The organism is Streptomyces sp. NWU339 (assembly GCF_003143855.1).
GTDB lineage: Bacteria > Actinomycetota > Actinomycetes > Streptomycetales > Streptomycetaceae > Streptomyces.
Map to the genome: position 1 here is coordinate 1 of NZ_QFRK01000086.1, position 16,026 is coordinate 16,026.

Genomic DNA, 16,026 nt, shown 5'->3' on the forward strand with positions numbered 1-16,026 from the left:
GTCCAGTTCGGCGCGGACACCACCGAGGAGTCCGTCGACCGGGCCCACCGGTTCATCGAGTGGCTCACGGGCGACAAGGGGTACGCCCGCGACCGCATCCGCGTCGCCAAGAGCAAACAGGAGGGCGGCACCAGCGAGCACCTGTGGGCGATCCGGGAGGGCGGTCTCGGCTCGACCGCGTTCCCACCCGACGGCAAGGACCACTGGCCCGGCTGGGAGGACTCCGCCGTCCCGCCCGACCGGCTCGGCGAGTACGTGCGCAAGCTGCGCGAGGTCATGGACCGGCACGGCATCAAGGGCGCCATGTACGGGCACTTCGGCCAGGGCTGCATCCACTGCCGGCTCAGCTTCGACCTCCGCACCGCCGACGGCCTGGCCACGTACCGGGCGTTCATCGAGGACGCCGCCGACCTGGTCGTCGCCCTCGGCGGGTCGGTGTCCGGCGAGCACGGGGACGGCCAGCAGCGCGGTGAACTGCTGGAGAAGCAGTACGGTCCCGAACTGGTCCAGGCCATGCGTGAGTTCAAGGCCGTCTGGGACCCGCAGGCCAAGATGAACCCCGGCAAGGTCGTCGACCCCTACCGGATGGACGAGAACCTCAAACTCGGCACCGACTACAACCCCCCGCGCATCCCGCTGAAGTTCGCCTATCCGGAGGACGGCGGCGACTTCGCCCACGCCACCCTGCGCTGTGTCGGCATCGGCAAGTGCCGCGTCCCGCGGGCCGAGACGACGATGTGCCCCAGCTACCAGGTGACCCGCGAGGAGAAGCACACCACCCGCGGCCGGGCCCGGCTGCTGTACGAGATGCTCAAGGGCGACGTGATCACCGACGGCTGGCAGTCGAAGGAGGTCAAGGAGGCCCTCGACCTCTGCCTGGCCTGCAAGGGCTGCACCAACGACTGCCCCGTCAACGTCGACATGCCCACCTACAAGGCGGAGTTCCTCCACCACCACTTCAAGTCGGCCCGGCGGTGGCGCCCCCGGTACGCCTACGCCTTCGGCTTCATCGACCGGACCGCTCGGATCGCCTCACGTATTCCCGAGCTGGCCAACATCGCCACCCAGACTCCGGGGCTGTCCCGGCTGGCCAAGCTGGCCGCGGGCATCGACCGCAGGCGCCCGCTGCCCCGGTTCGCGCCGATGACGCTCCAGGACTGGTTCGCCCGACGCGGCGGCACCGCCAACCCGACCGGACGGCCCGTCGTCCTCTTCCCCGACACATTCAACAACCACTTCCACACCCAGGTCGGTGTGGCGTGCGTGGAGGCGATCGAGGCGGCGGGCTGGCGGGTCATCATGCCCGAACAGCACATCTGCTGCGGCCGGCCGCTGTACGACTACGGCTTCCTGGACACCGCCGAACGCTACCTGCGCCGGGTGCTGGACGTCCTGCGGCCCGAACTGCGGGCCGGAACGCCCGTCGTCGGCATGGAACCCAGCTGCCTGGCCGTCTTCAAGGACGAGCTGCCCAAACTGCTGCCGCACGACGACGACGCCAAGCGGCTCACCCGCAACGCCTACCATTTCGCGGAGTTCTTCCAGACCTTCGGCATCCGGCCGCCCGCCCTCGACGGCAAGGCGCTCCTGTGGGGACACTGCCACCAGCGGGCCACCGGCGGCATGAGTCCCGACCGCCAACTGCTGGAGGACATGGGCTTGGAGGTGAACGACCTCCAGGGCGGCTGCTGCGGCCTGGCCGGATCGTGGGGCTTCGAGTCCGGCAAGTACGAGATCTCCCTGGACTGCGGCGAGCAGGCCCTCCTGCCCGCCGTACGGGACGCCGAGGACGACTGCGTGGTGGTGGCCGACGGCTTCTCCTGCAAGACGCAGATCGAGGACGCCGGCACCGGACGCCGGGCACTGCACGTAGCCGAGGTGATGAAGCTGGCCCGAGACCTCCGAGGACGAAGTCCGCACGCCGTGCCCGGTCGGCCCGAGCGGAACGGCCCCTCGCGCCCCACCCCGCCGTGGCGGGAGCGTGCCCTGCGCGTCTCGGCCGCCGCCCTTCTGGGCGCCGCCGTCACCGCTCTCGGCGTCCGCGCGGCACGCCACTGAACCGGGGCCCTCACCCACTCCTCCGCCAGGACCGCACCCCTTGCACCGGGGTGATGTGCACCAGCTCCCGCGAAAGCGCCCGCACTGCGGGCTTTCCCCCGCGAGAACTCCGCTACCTGCAAGTCCGCGTCCGCGCCGGGCAGCAGAAGCCCGAGTGGCAGGCCCGCTGTGCGGTCCGCTCCGGAGTGGAGGGCACCGTCAACGAGTTCGCCCACGGGCACGACATGTGCCACTGCCGCTACCGGGGGGCAGTCGAAGGCCCACCTACGGCACGTGTGCACGGCCATCCCCGTGAACATCGAGTGCCTCAGCGGTCTGTCACCGGCCGACGAAGCGCCCACGTCCGTCCGCCGACCGCGTTCCAGGACCTCCCGGACCGACGCGGTACCCCTCGCCTGAAGTCCTGGCGAGCCGTCAGCGGCTGACCTCAAGAGCTTCAGCGTCAGGCTCAGGTGTGTCGCTTCGCAAGCGCGGTCTTCAGGCACTGGCCGCAGCACCTGAAGGCGTCAATACCGCGACTCCGGCAGGCCGCGGTTCAGCGGGGCGGGGAGTTCACCGCTTCCGGGCTTCGAGATGCGGTCACCAGCGCCTGCCAATACGCTCGCTGAGTGACCGGGTGATGATGGCCCGAGGCCGGGCGCAGCAGCCGCCCCCTACCCCGCCCAGCGGAAACGAGGACTTCCGCAGTCCAAACCTCTGCAGTGTTCACGCCTCCACGGGAAGAAGGTTGCGATGAGGTTCACCCGCATGCGTACAGCGAAAGCCGCCGCGGCAGCTGTGGTCGCCATCCCGCTCGCGCTCGGAGGTCTGGCGGCGCAGAGCCACGCACAGGACGCGTCTCCCAGCCCGTCGGGGACGTTCGGCCCCGGCTGTTCGGCGCTCTCCCAGAAGGCCGACACGTCCAAGGACAAGCTCATAGAGGCTGCGGCCGCATACCCGCAACTCAGCCAGCTGGTCGCAGCCGCGGCCAGGGCGAACCTGATCGGCACCCTCGACGGGAAAACCGACATCACCGTCTTCGCCCCCAACAACCAGGCTTTCCAGAAGGTGACTGTGTCGCAGCTCAACTCGCTGCTCGGCAATCAGGAGCAGTTGAAGAAGGTGCTGACCTACCACGTGGTGGACAAGAAGATCACCCCGAACGAACTCCCCAAGGGCTCCTTCACGACGGTGGAAGGCAGCAAACTGACCACGTCGGGCTCGGGCACCGACTTCAAGGTCAACGGCAAGGCGAACATCGTCTGCGGCAACATCAAGACCGCGAACGCCACCGTCTACGTCATCGATACGGTCCTCCAGCCCCCGTCCTGACGCATGGCTCTCGTTCCCGGCACGGGGCACACCCGACCCGAGTCCACTCGGGGCGGGTGTGCCCCGTGCCGTTCGAAGAATCGTCGTCGTCGGTCAAGCGGTGTGGCGGTACTCGCCGATCATGCCGCCGAGGGGGCCTGGGTCCGCAGCACCCGGCGGATGTCGAGGGCGTGCACTGCGACGTCGGGCCGTTCCTCGGCGTCGGGCGGTAGTCGCTGTCGGGCCTGGTGAGGTGGGCGGGCGTTGTAGTGCCGTGGGCGTTCGTCCGGGGAACCCGCGGGACACTCAAGAGCACCTCCGGCTCCCCGGCCCCGAAGACCGCGGCGAACGTTGCACCGTACGTGCCGTCGCGGTCCCGCAGCAGGAACCGCGGGGACTTTCTGCGCATGCCCGGGCCGGTGGCGAGGGCCCGCGCCTGGTGCCCGGCCCACTCCCGGGCGGTGACTCCGGTGCCTACAGCCTCGTGCCGAGCGCGGCGCCGGGTCGACACTCGCGGCGTTGAGGATCTCCCAGACCGTGGAGGCGGCGATGGGTGGCCGGGTCGGCTCGGCTCGGCCTGGATCTTCGTGGCCGAAGACCGGTCAGGAGGTCAACTTCTTCCCGGGGCTGCCGAAGACGTCGGCCGCATACTGGATGCTGATGCAGGTGTCAATGCTGCTCGGTCTTTTTCACCGCGTGGCCCGTGAACGCCTGGCTGCTCCGGGCGGGCTTGAAGGAACGGATGTGAGATCTCCCCGACGCCGGTCCTCCGACGTGCGTGGACGGCCGGTGCAGGTGTGCCGTCGGCCAAACCGCCGGCCCGTCCGTCCTCACCCTTGAGTGACTGGGATGCCGGACCGGGCTGCACGAACCTGAGACCAGACGCGCCATCGCCTGGCACAACGAACGCCTCGGGCCTCGGGAAAGGCGCGAACGATGACACTCCACGAGCGTCTGGACCGCTACCAGCGAGGTCACCGCTGGGTGGGACTGCCACTCGCCGTGCTGTACAAGTTCTACGACGACCAAGCCCTGTACCTCGCCGCCCTCCTCACCTACTACGGCTTCCTCTCCCTCTTCCCGCTCCTCCTCATCCTCGTCACCGTCCTGAGCACCTTCCTCAGCAACGATCCCGCCCTGCGCCAGCGGGTCCTCGACTCGGCCCTGAGCAAGTTCCCCGTCATCGGCGACCAGATCGCCGGCAACATCCACTCCTTCCACGGCAGCGGTACCGCACTCGCCGTGGGCATCGTGGGCAGCATCTACGGCTCTCTGGGCGTGGCCCAGGCAGCGCAGTACGCCCTCAACAAGATCTGGGCAGTGCCCCGGCACGCCCGGCCGGACCCCTTCCGCTCACGGCTCAAGGGGCTGCTGTTCCTGCTGATCCTGGCACTCGGGCTGTGCGCGTTCACCCTGCTGTCCGTCGTGGCCTCGCAGACGTACCTGTTCGGCGCGCGGCTGTGGGGCGGGGCCTGGATCGCCGCCACGGTGGCGTCCGTGGGCCTCACCACCTCGCTGCTCCTCGTGAGCTACCGCTTGCTGACGCAGCGGGAGCTGCCGCTGCGCGGACTCGTCATGATCGCGCTCGGCGCTGCCTGCGTGTGGCAGGGGCTGCAATGGGTGGGCACCTATTACGTCAGCCATGTCCTGCGCGGGAGCACAGCCACCTACGGCCTGTTCGGCATCGTCCTGGGGCTGCTCGCCTGGCTCTATGTGGGGGCGCTCATCTTCGTCACGGCTGCCGAGGTCGGAGCCGTCCGGCTGCTGCGGCTGTGGCCGCGGAGCCTGCTGACGCCGTTCACGGACCGAGTGGACCTCAGCGCGGGTGACCGTCGCGCCTACCAGTCCTACGCCGTCACCGAGACGTTCAAGGGCTTTCAGAAGGTCCGGGTGCACTTCGAGCCGCCGCCGAAGCCCCGGCGCGAACAACCCCCCGACGACCTCTGAGGGGGCCGGGGGCGGCCAGGGGCTCCGGCTGACCGGCCCCGCCAGTACCACACCCGATCTCCTCTTCGTTCGAGGGCGGGGCGGCTTCTTCTGTTGTGGTGCGCGTCGTGGCATTGGCGATCGCCCTGGTCGTGGCCGTCGGCGCGGCCAACCAGGTGCACCGGATCGGTGACTCGGGTGCGAAGGCGGCCTGGCAGGGCCGTTTCTCGACGAGCCGGTCCGGCGCCGGGCGGTGACGCGCCGGAGGCAGTCCGGCCGGCCCGTATGAGGCGTCGGCCGGACTGCCTCGCGTGCTGCTGCGGCCCTCCGGGTGGGCCCGGGCGGTCAGCCCATCTGGTCGAGCGCCTTCTGGAAGGCGGCGGCGTGCCGGGCCTCGTCCGCGGCGGTGTCGCGGAAGAAGCGGGCGGCGGCGCTGTCACCGACGGCGGTGGCCCGCTCGGCGAACTCCGGGTACAGCATGGTCGCCCCGTGACGCTCACTGGTGACGGCCTCGCGCAGGTTCTCCCTGGTCTCGCGCACCAGACCGGCCAGCACCGCCTCCCCGGCGAAGTGCTCGTGCAGTTCGACCTCGGCCGTGCCCTCCCACAGGCGGGCCAGCGCGGCGTTGCCGGTCTGCTTGGCGTGGGCGGCGAAGAGCATGTACTTGGCGTGGGCGAGCCCCTCGCCGTGCATGGCGGTGTCCAGGTTGGCCTTGGTGCGGGCGGCCTTCACCTTCGGCAGCCCGGCGGGCACCGGCACCATGTCGGCCTTCGGCGGCGCCGGGATGGTGCCGCGGCCGGTGTTCACGACCTCGAGGGCCGTGCGGAAGGCGTTGCGGTGGCGGCCCTCGTCCGCGGCGATCTCGTCGAAGAGCTTCGCGGCCTCGAGGTCCCCGTCCTGCCGGGCCTGCTCGGCGAAACGGCGGTACATGACCTCGTGCTCGTAGGTCTCGCCCTCGATGGCCTGGCGCAGGTTGGCCGCGTTCGATCCGACGGTTCCGGCCAGGGTGGCGGCCTCGCGCAGGTGTTTGTCCAGCTCGGTCTGCGCCGTGCCGCGGAAGAGCTGGGCGACGGCCGGGAGGCCCTGGCGGTCGGCCTCGGCGGCGAAGAGACCGTAGGCGGCGTAGGCGTACCCCGAGTCCCGCATGGCGGTGGTCAGGTCGGCGATGGTCTGCGTGTGCAGGGCCCGGGCGATGGTGTGCGGCGCCGGGGGCGGTGCCCCTCCGGCCGGGGCGGCCAGGGCCGGCGCCGCCGGCGCGGCGGCGGTCAGTGCGCACAGACCCACTACGAACGTACGTGTCGAATGGCGGAACACGAGGTCCTCCTTTCGGGGCGCACCCTTCTGGGTGCGGACGCTCCTCATGCCACCCGCACACGCACACCACCGCCCCTTCACGTCACCCATCCGGGTGGATACACAGAGTAATCATGTGCCTTTTCGTCGACCTGTTCCGCTCGTCCCGGCAGGCCGTTTTCCTGCCCTTTCCCGTGGTCAACCGCCTCCGGCTGAACGAGACGAGGCGTACGGACAAAGCGGCGATGTCCCTGGGCGCACACATCTGGTGCCCGACGACAGTCAGCAGGGCCACACCCGGCTCGCCGACGTGGAGAGGGACCTGACCGCGGAGAGGTCGGCGGCGGCAGCGGCCAGAACACATCGGTCGTGGACACGGCCGGATCCTGTATCCCGTGCCGTTCGGGCGGCAACCGAACTACTATGCGAAACGGGTGGTTCCCAGCCAGGTCCCGCAGGTCCCCGATCTGGCCGAACTTCATGTCGTGCACCTGGGTGCGCCGGGCATCTATAGAAGATCGGCACGACGCATCCTCCGTCTGCGAGGTCTTCCATGACAGACCTGACCGAACTGTCCGAGCCCGTCTCCTTCCCCCAGGACCGGACCTGCCCCTATCACCCGCCCACCGGGTACGACCCGCTGCGCACCTCCCGGCCACTGGCGCGCATCCAGCTCTACGACGGCCGCCCGGCCTGGCTCGTGACCGGCCACGCCGTCGCTCGCGACCTGCTGGCGGACCCCCGGCTGTCCACGGACCGCACCCGCTCGGGCTTCCCCGTCACCACGCCCCGCTTCGCCGCGGTCCGTGACCGCAAGCCGGCACTCCTGGGCGTCGACGACCCCAAGCACCGCACCCAGCGGCGGATGATGATCCCGAGCTTCACCCTCAAGCGCGCCACCGAGCTGAGGCCGCGCATCCAGGAGATCGTCGACGAACTGCTGGACGCGATGATCGCGCAGGGGCCGCCCGTCGACCTGGTGCGCGCCTTCGCGCTGCCGGTTCCGTCCATGGTGATCTGCGCCCTGCTCGGCGTGCCCTACGCCGACCACGAGTTCTTCGAGGAGCAGTCGAGGCGGCTGCTGCGGGGACCGACGGCCGAGGAGACGCAGGACGCCCGGGACCGGCTGGCGGCGTACCTGGAGGAACTGATCGACCACAAGCAGCGGCAGCCCGGCGAGGGCCTGCTGGACGAACTGGTCCAGCAGCGGCTGCGCGAGGGCGAGCTGGACCGCGAGGAGCTGACCGCGCTGGCGATGATCCTCCTGGTCGCGGGCCACGAGACCACGGCCAACATGATCTCCCTCGGCACCTACACGCTCTTGCTGCACCCCGACCGGCTGGCCGAACTGCGCGCCGACCCCTCGCTGCTGCCGGGCGCGATCGAGGAACTCATGCGGATGCTGTCCATCGCGGACGGGCTGCTGCGGTTGGCCACCGAGGACATCGAGATCGCCGGGACCACGATCAGGGCCGGGGACGGCGTGGTCTTCTCCACCTCCGTCATCAACCGCGATGAGGACGTCTATCCGGCGCCCGACACGCTCGACTTCCACCGCTCGACCCGTCACCACGTCGCCTTCGGCTTCGGCATCCACCAGTGCCTCGGCCAGAACCTCGCCCGCACCGAGCTGGAGATCGCCCTGCGCGCGCTCCTCGAACGGCTGCCCGGGCTCCGGCTCGCCGCCCCGCCGGAGGAGATCCCCTTCAAACCTGGCAACACCATCCAGGGGATGCTGGAACTCCCCGTCAGCTGGTAAGGGGCTGCCGTCATGCACATCGAGATCGACAAGGACCGCTGCATCGGTGCCGGACAGTGCGCCCTGACCGCGCCGGGAGTGTTCACCCAGGACGACGACGGCTTCAGCGCCCTGCTGCCCGGCCGGGAGGACGGAGCCGGCGACCCGCTGGTCCGGGAGGCCGCCCGCGCCTGCCCCGTGGGCGCCATCACGCTGTCCGAGGACGAGTAGCGGGCCACGCCGACCGACGGTCCGCCGCGTGCGGCGGCGGGCCGTGGCCCAGGCGGCGCAGGACACTGGACTCCAGCAACTCGACTCCACGTAAGCCGGGGCACGTCAGAGCCTCCATGGGAGCCGGGGCGGTTCAGATCGAGTTGGTCTTCACTCGCCCGGGTTCGCCGTGGTCGCGTCGGCTCCGGCGGCCGGGGCGTGCTCCCAGCGCGCGGCGGAGCGGTTCCAGCGGATCAGTCCGCGGTCGGCGAACGCGTCGAGCCAGCCTTTCATCGGCCACCACCCCCAGTGACTGCGGAAGATTTCGGCGTTGCGCAGGATGTCATCGAGGTGCCCCACCGGCGGGCTGGAGACCGGGTGGTACTGGTGGAAGGCTGGTGCGCCGCCCACCCAAGTGAGCCGGACACCGGCTGTGCGGGCCCGCTGGCCGTAGTCGGTGTCCTCGCCGCCGTACCCCTCGTACTCCTCGCAGAAGCCGCCGACGGCGTGCCAGGTGTCGGCGGTCAGGGCGAAGGACAGCGACCAGAACAGGGTGTGGTCCGTGCCGTCGCGGGTCTCGCCGGGCGCGGGGGCGGGGCGGTCGGGGTGAGGTTCGGCGAGCGTGGGGAGGTCGGCCAGGCGGTAGCCGGTGGGGTCCGGCGGTGGCAGGTAGGCGACGGTGCCGCAGAGCAGGGAGCGGTGGTGGGCGAGGTCGCGGGCCACCTGCGTGTAGCGCTCCAGCAGTCGTTCGCCGGGGATGCAGTCGACGTCCAGGAAGACCAACAGCTCAGCGCCGTGCTTCAGGGCGTGGGCGGCGCCGAGGTTTCGGGCGCGGGCCAGGGGCAGTTTCCCGTTGCGTACCGGGCAGTCGACGATTGTCGCGGTGGGCCGCCGGCCGGTGAGGACGGCGTTCAAGCCCGGGTCGTCCATGGAGACGACGACGTACTGTTCCGGTGGGCATGAGCCGGCGGCGAGTCCGGCCTGTTGCAGGGTGAGATGCCCGTGCCGGCCGGCTGTGGGGGTGATTACGGCGGTGCGCATCAGAGGACTCGCTCACGGCACACGGCACACGGCGCCGGCGAGGGCGGCCGCGGCCCGGGCGGCGCCGTCGCCGGGCGCCCACTGCGACCACCGGTCCCCGCCGTGCGCGCAGGCCTGTTCCAGCAGCGCGGGCCAGTCCTCGGCTTCCGGCCACCGGGGGGCGACGACCGCGAGTCGGCCGCGGGTCAGGGCGCGTCCCGTGGCGGCCTGTTCGCCGAAGGGCCGCTCCTGCGGTACGACCACCGCGGGACGGCGCGCGGCGGCGCACTCGGCCAGTGCGTTCTGACCTGCGTGGGTGACCACGACGTCCGCCGCGCACAGGGCGGGCCACGGGTCGGCCGACCATGCGCCGTCCGGGCCGCCGAGCGTCGTCCACCGCCAGTCGGGGGTGGCTGCCTGCGCGGCCTTCACCTCGCCGGGTGAGACGTCGGTTCCGCCCGACCCCATGAGGAGCAGCACGCGCCGTGGAGTCACAGGCCGCTCGACCGGATCGGGGCGCGGGCGACCGTCGAAGCGGGAGAACGCACCGGTGTGGACCGTCTTGGCCCGCCAGTGCTCCGGCCAGCCGGGCTCGGGCAGCGCGGCCGGCCAGGGGGCGAGGAGCAGGTCGGCCATGTCGTAGGCCGTACGGTGCGGGGGGTCGGTTCGCTCGCCCCGCATGGCCGCCACCGCGACGGGAGTCCCCATGAGCCGCGCCAGCAGGGCCACTTCGACCGAGACGTCGGACACCATGAGCCGGGGTGAGGCCGCCGTGATCCACTGCGCGATCAGGGCCATGCGCCTGCGGAATCCGGGGTGCCGGACGGGCGCCCAGTGCAGTCGGCCGCCCGCCGTCACGTCGCCGAACGCCGCGGGGTCACCGTCGTCGTCCCTCGGCAGACGTACCCAATGGCCCGACCAGTCGTCGGGGGCGGGCAGGGCGGACAGGCCCGTCACCGGCAGGGGGCAGTGCGCGGCGACGGCCCGGGCACGGTGCAGATGACCGCTGCCCTGGTGGTGCACGTAGTAGCCGATCATTCCGACACCGACCGGTAGAAGCGCTCGTAGCTGCGGGTCATGACCTCCATGGAGCAGAAGGCTTCCGCGTGCCTCCGGGCGTCGGCCCTGGACAGGCCGATCGTCGGTTCGACGACTTTCGCGAGCGCCGCGCAGTCGCCGGGCGGTACGAGCCGGGCGCAGTCGCCCGTGACGATCTCCGGCAGCGCGCCGCGGGCGAACCCGCACACCGGTGTGCCGCAGGCCAGGGCCTCCGCGATCACCAGTCCGTACGGTTCGTCCCAGCAAGGGGTGACGACGGCCGCCGCCGACGAGCCGACCAGTTCGCACAGTTCGGGCTGGGAAAGGTGTCCCGCATAGGTGATCGTGCGGTCCAGCCGGGGGTGGATGCATGCCTCGAAGTACTCCGTGTCACCCACGGGGCCCGCAAGTCGCAGCCCCCGGCCGGCCAGCTGTGCGGCCTCGATCGCCAGGTGCGCGCCCTTCTCGGGCACGATCCGCCCCGACCAGACCAGCTCCTCCCCGCCGGGGCCGTAATGCCAGCGCCGGGTGTCGATGCCGTTGCGCACCACGGTGGCGGCGGGCACGACGTGCCGCCAGGCCGCGGCGGTGTGGTCGCTGACCGCGCTGAATCGCACCGGGCAGTGCGGCGCCGCCTGGATGGCCGATTCGAGCCACGGGGTGGGCGGGGTGTGCAGGGTGGTGACGACGGGGACGGAGAGCGCGGCGGCCATCGCCACCGGCAGGTAATGCAGGCTGTTGTTGTGCACGATGTCGTACCGGGCCGGCCTACCCGAGATGTCGAGCATCAACTGGAGGTAGGCGTGGTGCTCCTCCAGCCACTGCGAAGCCACCATGCTCGGGTCCCGGCGGGCGCCCTCGCTGATCCTGGAGGGGCGCAACGGCATCTCCACGACCCCCAGGGCGGGGTCGGAGTCCGGTCCCGCGAAGACGGTGACCTCGTGACCGCGGGCGCGCAGGGCCTTGGACAGCGTCCAGGTGTGCGCTTCGAGACCGCCGGCGAAGGGGTCACGGATCGGGTGCCGGGCGGAGGCGATCAGGGCGATCCGCAGGGGGGCGGGTCCGGGTGGCGGCGCGGGCCGCACAGCAGCCGTCACAGCAGGTCCGCGTAGAGCGCTTCGTGTTCCCGGGCGACCCGGAGGCGTTCGGCCCGGCGGTTCTCCGGCGCGGCCCGCCAGGTGGGGCGCTCGTCGTAGGCGGCGCGCACCGCCTCGCGCAGCGACTCCGCGCCCAGCCCCCGTCGGTCGTGGCCGTAGGTGAGACATGGCCGTTGTTGTGTGTAGAACCCGCAGGACGGGGCGAGGACGGTGGTCCCCAGGTCGTGGCACGCCTCCAGCCACCCGGAGTGGGTGCCGAAGCGATAGGGCAGCACGGACACGTCGAGGCCGATCAGGTAGTCCCACAGCTCGTCGTCGTCGAAGTAGTCGTGGACGCTCAGCTCCAGCCGCCCCTTGCGGTCCAGCTCGCGCAGTTCGTCGAGCACTCCGGGCGCGTACCAGTGGCTTGCCGGGTCGTCGATCTCCGGGTGGCAGTCGATGCGCAACATCGCGTCGGGCAGTTCCGACAGCGCGTCGGCGAGCACCCTGGTCACGGGCAGCGGGTCCATGTTGGGGCGGATGCTTTTGGCGTGCACGCCGACCGTGAACCTGTCCCGTTCGGGCCGGGGTCGTACGAGGCCGGCCGGTTCGACCACGTGCGGGTGCGGCAGGACCAGCGCGGTGCGGCCCCAGCGTGCGGTGATCTCTTCCGCCGCTCCCGGGGTGAGGGTGATGAGCCGGTCCGCCGCGGGGACGAGTACGTCCAGCTGCGCCCGGTGCTCGCCCTCGTCGTGATGGTGGGGATTGGCGAGGTCGTGGACGGTGTAGACGAACGGTTTGCCGTTCCTGCGCAGGGCCCCGACGAGTTCCCGCAATACCGAAGGGCTCTGCGCGTCGAAGCCGAAGTGGAGGTGGAAGACATCGAAGGTGCCGCTGTGTTCGTCGACCCAGTCCGGGCTGAGCATGACCGGTGGCCACCAATGCTGGGACCCGCTGGGGGCGCCGCAGGGCCGGGGATCGGCCAGACGGACCACGCGGTCGCCCTCGGGCGGGGACAGATGGCGCACGTAGACATGTCCGGCGGGGACCGAGGCGACCCGGATGGTATCGGCGGTCCCGAGCACCGGGTTGGGATCACGGCTCGACGGCGGGTCCGTACCGACACCCGGTGTCGGCTTCGCAGGACTGCGGTGGGCGAACGGTTCAGGCACAGCTGTCTCCTCGTTCCATCACGCTGGGGGCGCCCCATACCTTCGAGTCCCCGCAGGACGCCGTGCCGCACAGGGCACGAGGGAGATTGCATCCATCGCGGTCACGATCCCCGTTGGAGGGCGCGCAGCATGCCGGACTCGGCCGTCCAGGCGAATGCGACGGCTTCTTGGGGGTGGCCCAAGCCCATGGAACGGCCCGGCGCGCCGTGGTCGGCCTGCGGTTGCAGTGCGCCGTGGTTCCGGGATGTCTGCGGGCGAGCGGGTTCAGTCGGTGGAGAGCGCCTGGAGCAGGTCGCCGACCTGCGGGTCGGGCAGGGCACGGGCCACATCGGCCTGGGCGACCATGCCGACCAGGCGGTGGCCGTCGATGACGGGCAGGCGGCGGACCTTGTGCGCGGCCATGGTGCGCATGATCTCGGCTGCGTCGTCGTCGGCGCCGATCGTGACGGCTTCGCCCTGGGCCAGCTCGCCGGCGGTGGTCGAGGCGGGATCCTTACCTGCTCCCAGGACCTTGACGACGATGTCCCGGTCGGTCAGGACGCCCTTGAGCTTGTCGTCCGTGCCGCAGATCGGCAGCGCGCCGACGCCCATCTCGGTCATCTTCCGAGCGGCGAGCAGAACCGGCTCGTCAGCGCCGATACACTCGGCGCCCTCGGTCATGATCTCTCGTGCTGTGGTCATCGTCTGCTCCGTTCCCTCTGGCTCCTGCCTCCGACCGGACAGCCGCAGGCATGGCGGTGCCGACGTGCGTTTCAGCTCTTGCCGCGGCCGGTCAGCAGGTCGCGGGCCCGGTCCACCAGCCCCGTGCCGGGGCCCAGCAGCTTGTTGCCGGGAGGGGTGTCCGGTGCGGAGGGGTGCGGGCGGGTGGGCGCGGTCTTCTTCGCGGTGCGGATCTTGCCACCCAGGTCGTCCAGGACTTCGGGTGTGCACGCCGCGGTGAGCAGGGGGAACAGCCGGTCCTCCTCGTCGCGCACGTGCTCGCTCACCTCCAGTTTCAGCTTCGCCACCAGGTGGTTGAACTGCGGGTCCTCCGCGTCGAGCCCTTCCAGGTCCTTGAGGTGCTGTTCGACCTCGGCGTGGTCGGTGAGTTCCTTGTCGGCGATCTCGTCCCCGCCCTCGACGTGCTCGCGCACCGCCGGGTAGAGGTGCATCTCCTCAGCGACCGAGTGACGCACCAGCTCGATGGTCAACTCGTCGGCCAGCTCCCGGCGCCGGAGGTCGCCGACCGGCTGGGTCTCGATCTGCGCGAACAGCGCGTCGACTTCCCGGTGGTCGGTGGTGAGTTCCGCGATCACATTTCCGCCGTGTCCCATGTCGAAGAGTCCCTCCGGTTGTGGGCGTGAGCCGAAGACGACCACCCACGAGTACCCCCGGGGGCTCTCCCACACGCGCTGCCGCACCCCCGCACCGCTGCGCTCCCACGCAGGCGAGGCCGTACACAAGACCTGCGTCGAAGCATGGATCGCCGCCGACCCGACTGAATTTCGGCTGGGCCTTTTCACCTCCGGCCCGCGCCCCCAACGACGGGACGACGACCACACCGTCCGGTCGCGGATCAAGGGCATCATCCGGGAGACCGGCCGCGCCCCGCTGGTCGTGGTCGACTACCTCCAGCTGATGGAGACCGACCAGCGCTCCGCCCGGCAGTCCCCCTATGAGCGCGTGACCGAGATCAGCCGGGAATTGAAGATCCTCGCCGCCGACACCGGCGCCGTGCTCATCGCCCCGGCCCGGCTCGACCGCGGGCTCGAACAGCGCCAGGACAAGCGGTCGGCGGTGAGCGACCTGCGGGACTCCGGGGCCCTGGAGCAGGACGCGGAGGCGATCCTCCTGCTGCACCGCGAGGACCACTACGAGCCCGAGTCCGGGCGGGCCGGGGAGAGCGACCTGATCGCGGCCAAGCAACGCAACGGGCCCACCGCCACGGTCACGGTGGCCCACCAGTTCCCCTACAGCCGCCCGCGCGACATGTCCGCCCCCGAAGAACCCGCCCCCTGACCGTCCTGGACGCCGCCGTGTGACGCGTTCCGCCCGCCGGGCACAACTTGCCCCAGTCCAGCCGGGAACGCCGCACGGCGGTCCCCACGGCCGATCATGAACGGAGTGCCCGATGGGCATCGTCAAAGACGGCCTCGAGCGGGTCGTACAGCAGGCGTTCACTCGCCCCGCCGCCCAGTCCGCCGGCGCTCAGATGCACCACCTGGTCAGGGAGCTCAACGGCACGCGCGCCGTGGCCGACGCGCTCGGCGTCTCCCGGCGCGCCGTGGAGGGGTACGTGAAGGACCGGATCCGTCGGCCCCGTGCCGACCATGCCCGACGCCTTCAGGGCGTGATGCGCGAGCGCCGGCAGCCCCGCATCCGTGCCCAGGCCCGAAAGCAGGCGGCCACCAGCACCGGCCTGGTCGTCGGCACCCGCGCCCGGTTCGGTTTCACCGTCGCGCCCGGCACCACCGACGACGCCCGCGTCCGCCACCTCACCCTCGCCCTGCCCCCCGCAGCACGCGGCCCGCCTCTTCGACGCCCACGACGCCGACGCCAGTGAGCAGCAGCTACGCGACATCGCCGCCGAAGGCCTGGGCGAGGTGTCCTTCCGCGACGGCGGCCGCCGCGCCCACGGCCTGGAAGTGGAGTTCACCGATGKGGAGCACCTGGAGTTCGACCTGTAGAGCCGGGCTGCGCCAGCAGACCGTGGGAGGCTGCGCAGCTGTGCATTGGGCTGTGGGGGCTGCGGATYACCGCCGGGGCCGGCRCCCRGGGCGGACGGCCAGGACTACCGGCGGCTGGTGTAGTGGTGCCCGGCCCAGGCGGGAAGKACGAACCATATGGCGATCAGCCAGACGCCGATGGCGGCGGTCAGCCAGGCGGCGAGCGTGTCCTCGAGAGCCACCCGCAGCACCAGGAGCAGGGTCAGGACGGTGGTCACCGCGAGCAGCATCAGGCCGGCCTTGGCCATGCGGGAGGCGAGCCTTACGGTCTGGGGCTTGATGCGGCGGCCGACGACGATCCGGTGCAGGGAGGCCGGGCCGATGAGAGCCCCGGCACTGGCCGCCCCCAGGGTGACCGCGGCGACGTAGAGGGCCCGGTCGGTGCCGCCGAGGCCGGTGAAGGCGGGCTGGAAGACGGTGATGAGCAGGAAACCGAAGAGGATTTGCACACCGGTCTGAGCCACCCGTAGCTCTTGCAGCAGATCGGCCCACATCCGGTC

At 71.1% G+C, this 16,026-nt stretch carries 15 protein-coding genes and 1 pseudogene; 8 read left to right on the forward strand and 8 right to left on the reverse strand.

The window, feature by feature from the left end; all coding sequences use genetic code 11:
• The 4 genes from DIZ27_RS41660 to DIZ27_RS48110 all read left to right on the forward strand — a co-directional run.
• On the forward strand, positions 1-2,058 hold a 2,058-nt coding region (locus DIZ27_RS41660), incomplete at its 5' end, for an FAD-binding and (Fe-S)-binding domain-containing protein (protein ID WP_181383968.1).
• A gap of 732 nt (positions 2,059-2,790) precedes the next feature.
• Positions 2,791-3,369, forward strand: coding sequence for a fasciclin domain-containing protein (locus DIZ27_RS41665; RefSeq protein ID WP_109383524.1), 579 nt, complete (start codon positions 2,791-2,793; stop codon positions 3,367-3,369).
• Positions 3,370-4,284: 915 nt separating this feature from the next.
• A complete protein-coding gene (locus DIZ27_RS41675) occupies positions 4,285-5,295 on the forward strand; it encodes a YihY/virulence factor BrkB family protein (RefSeq protein WP_109383525.1) in 1,011 nt (336 codons plus the stop codon).
• 107 nt (positions 5,296-5,402) lie between these two features.
• Complete coding sequence (locus tag DIZ27_RS48110) at positions 5,403-5,531, forward strand: hypothetical protein (RefSeq protein WP_258308842.1); 129 nt, start codon at positions 5,403-5,405, stop codon at positions 5,529-5,531.
• 88 nt (positions 5,532-5,619) lie between these two features.
• Here DIZ27_RS48110 and DIZ27_RS41680 read toward each other — a convergent pair whose 3' ends face one another.
• Complete coding sequence (locus tag DIZ27_RS41680; protein WP_258308843.1) at positions 5,620-6,588, reverse strand: ferritin family protein; 969 nt, start codon at positions 6,586-6,588, stop codon at positions 5,620-5,622.
• A 532-nt stretch (positions 6,589-7,120) separates the two neighbouring features.
• Between DIZ27_RS41680 and DIZ27_RS41685 the strand changes: the two genes are divergently transcribed.
• Together DIZ27_RS41685 and DIZ27_RS41690 are read left to right on the forward strand one after the other, a co-directional pair.
• Complete coding sequence (locus DIZ27_RS41685; RefSeq protein WP_109383526.1) at positions 7,121-8,326, forward strand: cytochrome P450; 1,206 nt, start codon at positions 7,121-7,123, stop codon at positions 8,324-8,326.
• Positions 8,327-8,338: 12 nt separating this feature from the next.
• A complete protein-coding gene (locus tag DIZ27_RS41690; protein WP_055571498.1) occupies positions 8,339-8,536 on the forward strand; it encodes a ferredoxin in 198 nt (65 codons plus the stop codon).
• Positions 8,537-8,686: 150 nt separating this feature from the next.
• Here the strand turns inward: DIZ27_RS41690 and DIZ27_RS41695 are convergent, their stop codons facing one another.
• From DIZ27_RS41695 to DIZ27_RS41720, 6 genes are all read right to left on the reverse strand, one after another.
• A complete protein-coding gene (locus DIZ27_RS41695) occupies positions 8,687-9,556 on the reverse strand; it encodes a glycosyltransferase family 2 protein (RefSeq protein ID WP_109383527.1) in 870 nt (289 codons plus the stop codon).
• Positions 9,557-9,568: 12 nt separating this feature from the next.
• Complete coding sequence (locus DIZ27_RS41700; protein WP_109383528.1) at positions 9,569-10,573, reverse strand: glycosyltransferase; 1,005 nt, start codon at positions 10,571-10,573, stop codon at positions 9,569-9,571.
• Positions 10,570-11,670 (reverse strand): glycosyltransferase family 4 protein, encoded by a 1,101-nt coding sequence (locus DIZ27_RS41705; protein ID WP_258308844.1) that lies wholly within the window; start codon positions 11,668-11,670, stop codon positions 10,570-10,572. The genes DIZ27_RS41700 and DIZ27_RS41705 overlap by 4 nt, the downstream gene beginning before the upstream one ends.
• Positions 11,667-12,821 (reverse strand): glycosyltransferase, encoded by a 1,155-nt coding sequence (locus tag DIZ27_RS41710; RefSeq protein ID WP_258308845.1) that lies wholly within the window; start codon positions 12,819-12,821, stop codon positions 11,667-11,669. Before DIZ27_RS41710 ends, DIZ27_RS41705 begins: the two co-directional genes overlap by 4 nt.
• 264 nt (positions 12,822-13,085) lie before the next feature.
• Positions 13,086-13,502 carry a CBS domain-containing protein gene (locus DIZ27_RS41715; RefSeq protein ID WP_109383530.1) on the reverse strand — a complete coding sequence of 139 codons (417 nt, stop codon included), beginning with the start codon at positions 13,500-13,502 and terminating at the stop codon, positions 13,086-13,088.
• 71 nt (positions 13,503-13,573) lie between these two features.
• A complete protein-coding gene (locus tag DIZ27_RS41720; protein ID WP_109383531.1) occupies positions 13,574-14,134 on the reverse strand; it encodes a hemerythrin domain-containing protein in 561 nt (186 codons plus the stop codon).
• On the opposite strand from DIZ27_RS41720, the gene DIZ27_RS41725 reads away from it, so the two are divergent.
• Both DIZ27_RS41725 and DIZ27_RS41730 read left to right on the forward strand, forming a co-directional pair.
• Positions 14,133-14,819 carry a DnaB-like helicase C-terminal domain-containing protein gene (locus tag DIZ27_RS41725; protein WP_109383532.1) on the forward strand — a complete coding sequence of 229 codons (687 nt, stop codon included), beginning with the start codon at positions 14,133-14,135 and terminating at the stop codon, positions 14,817-14,819. The genes DIZ27_RS41720 and DIZ27_RS41725 overlap by 2 nt on opposite strands.
• A 112-nt stretch (positions 14,820-14,931) precedes the next feature.
• Positions 14,932-15,487 (forward strand): annotated as a pseudogene (locus DIZ27_RS41730) (XRE family transcriptional regulator).
• A 104-nt stretch (positions 15,488-15,591) separates the two neighbouring features.
• Here the strand turns inward: DIZ27_RS41730 and DIZ27_RS41735 are convergent.
• Positions 15,592-16,026, reverse strand: a 435-nt coding sequence (locus DIZ27_RS41735) for a DUF6328 family protein (RefSeq protein WP_109383534.1), incomplete at its 5' end; no start/stop codon positions are given.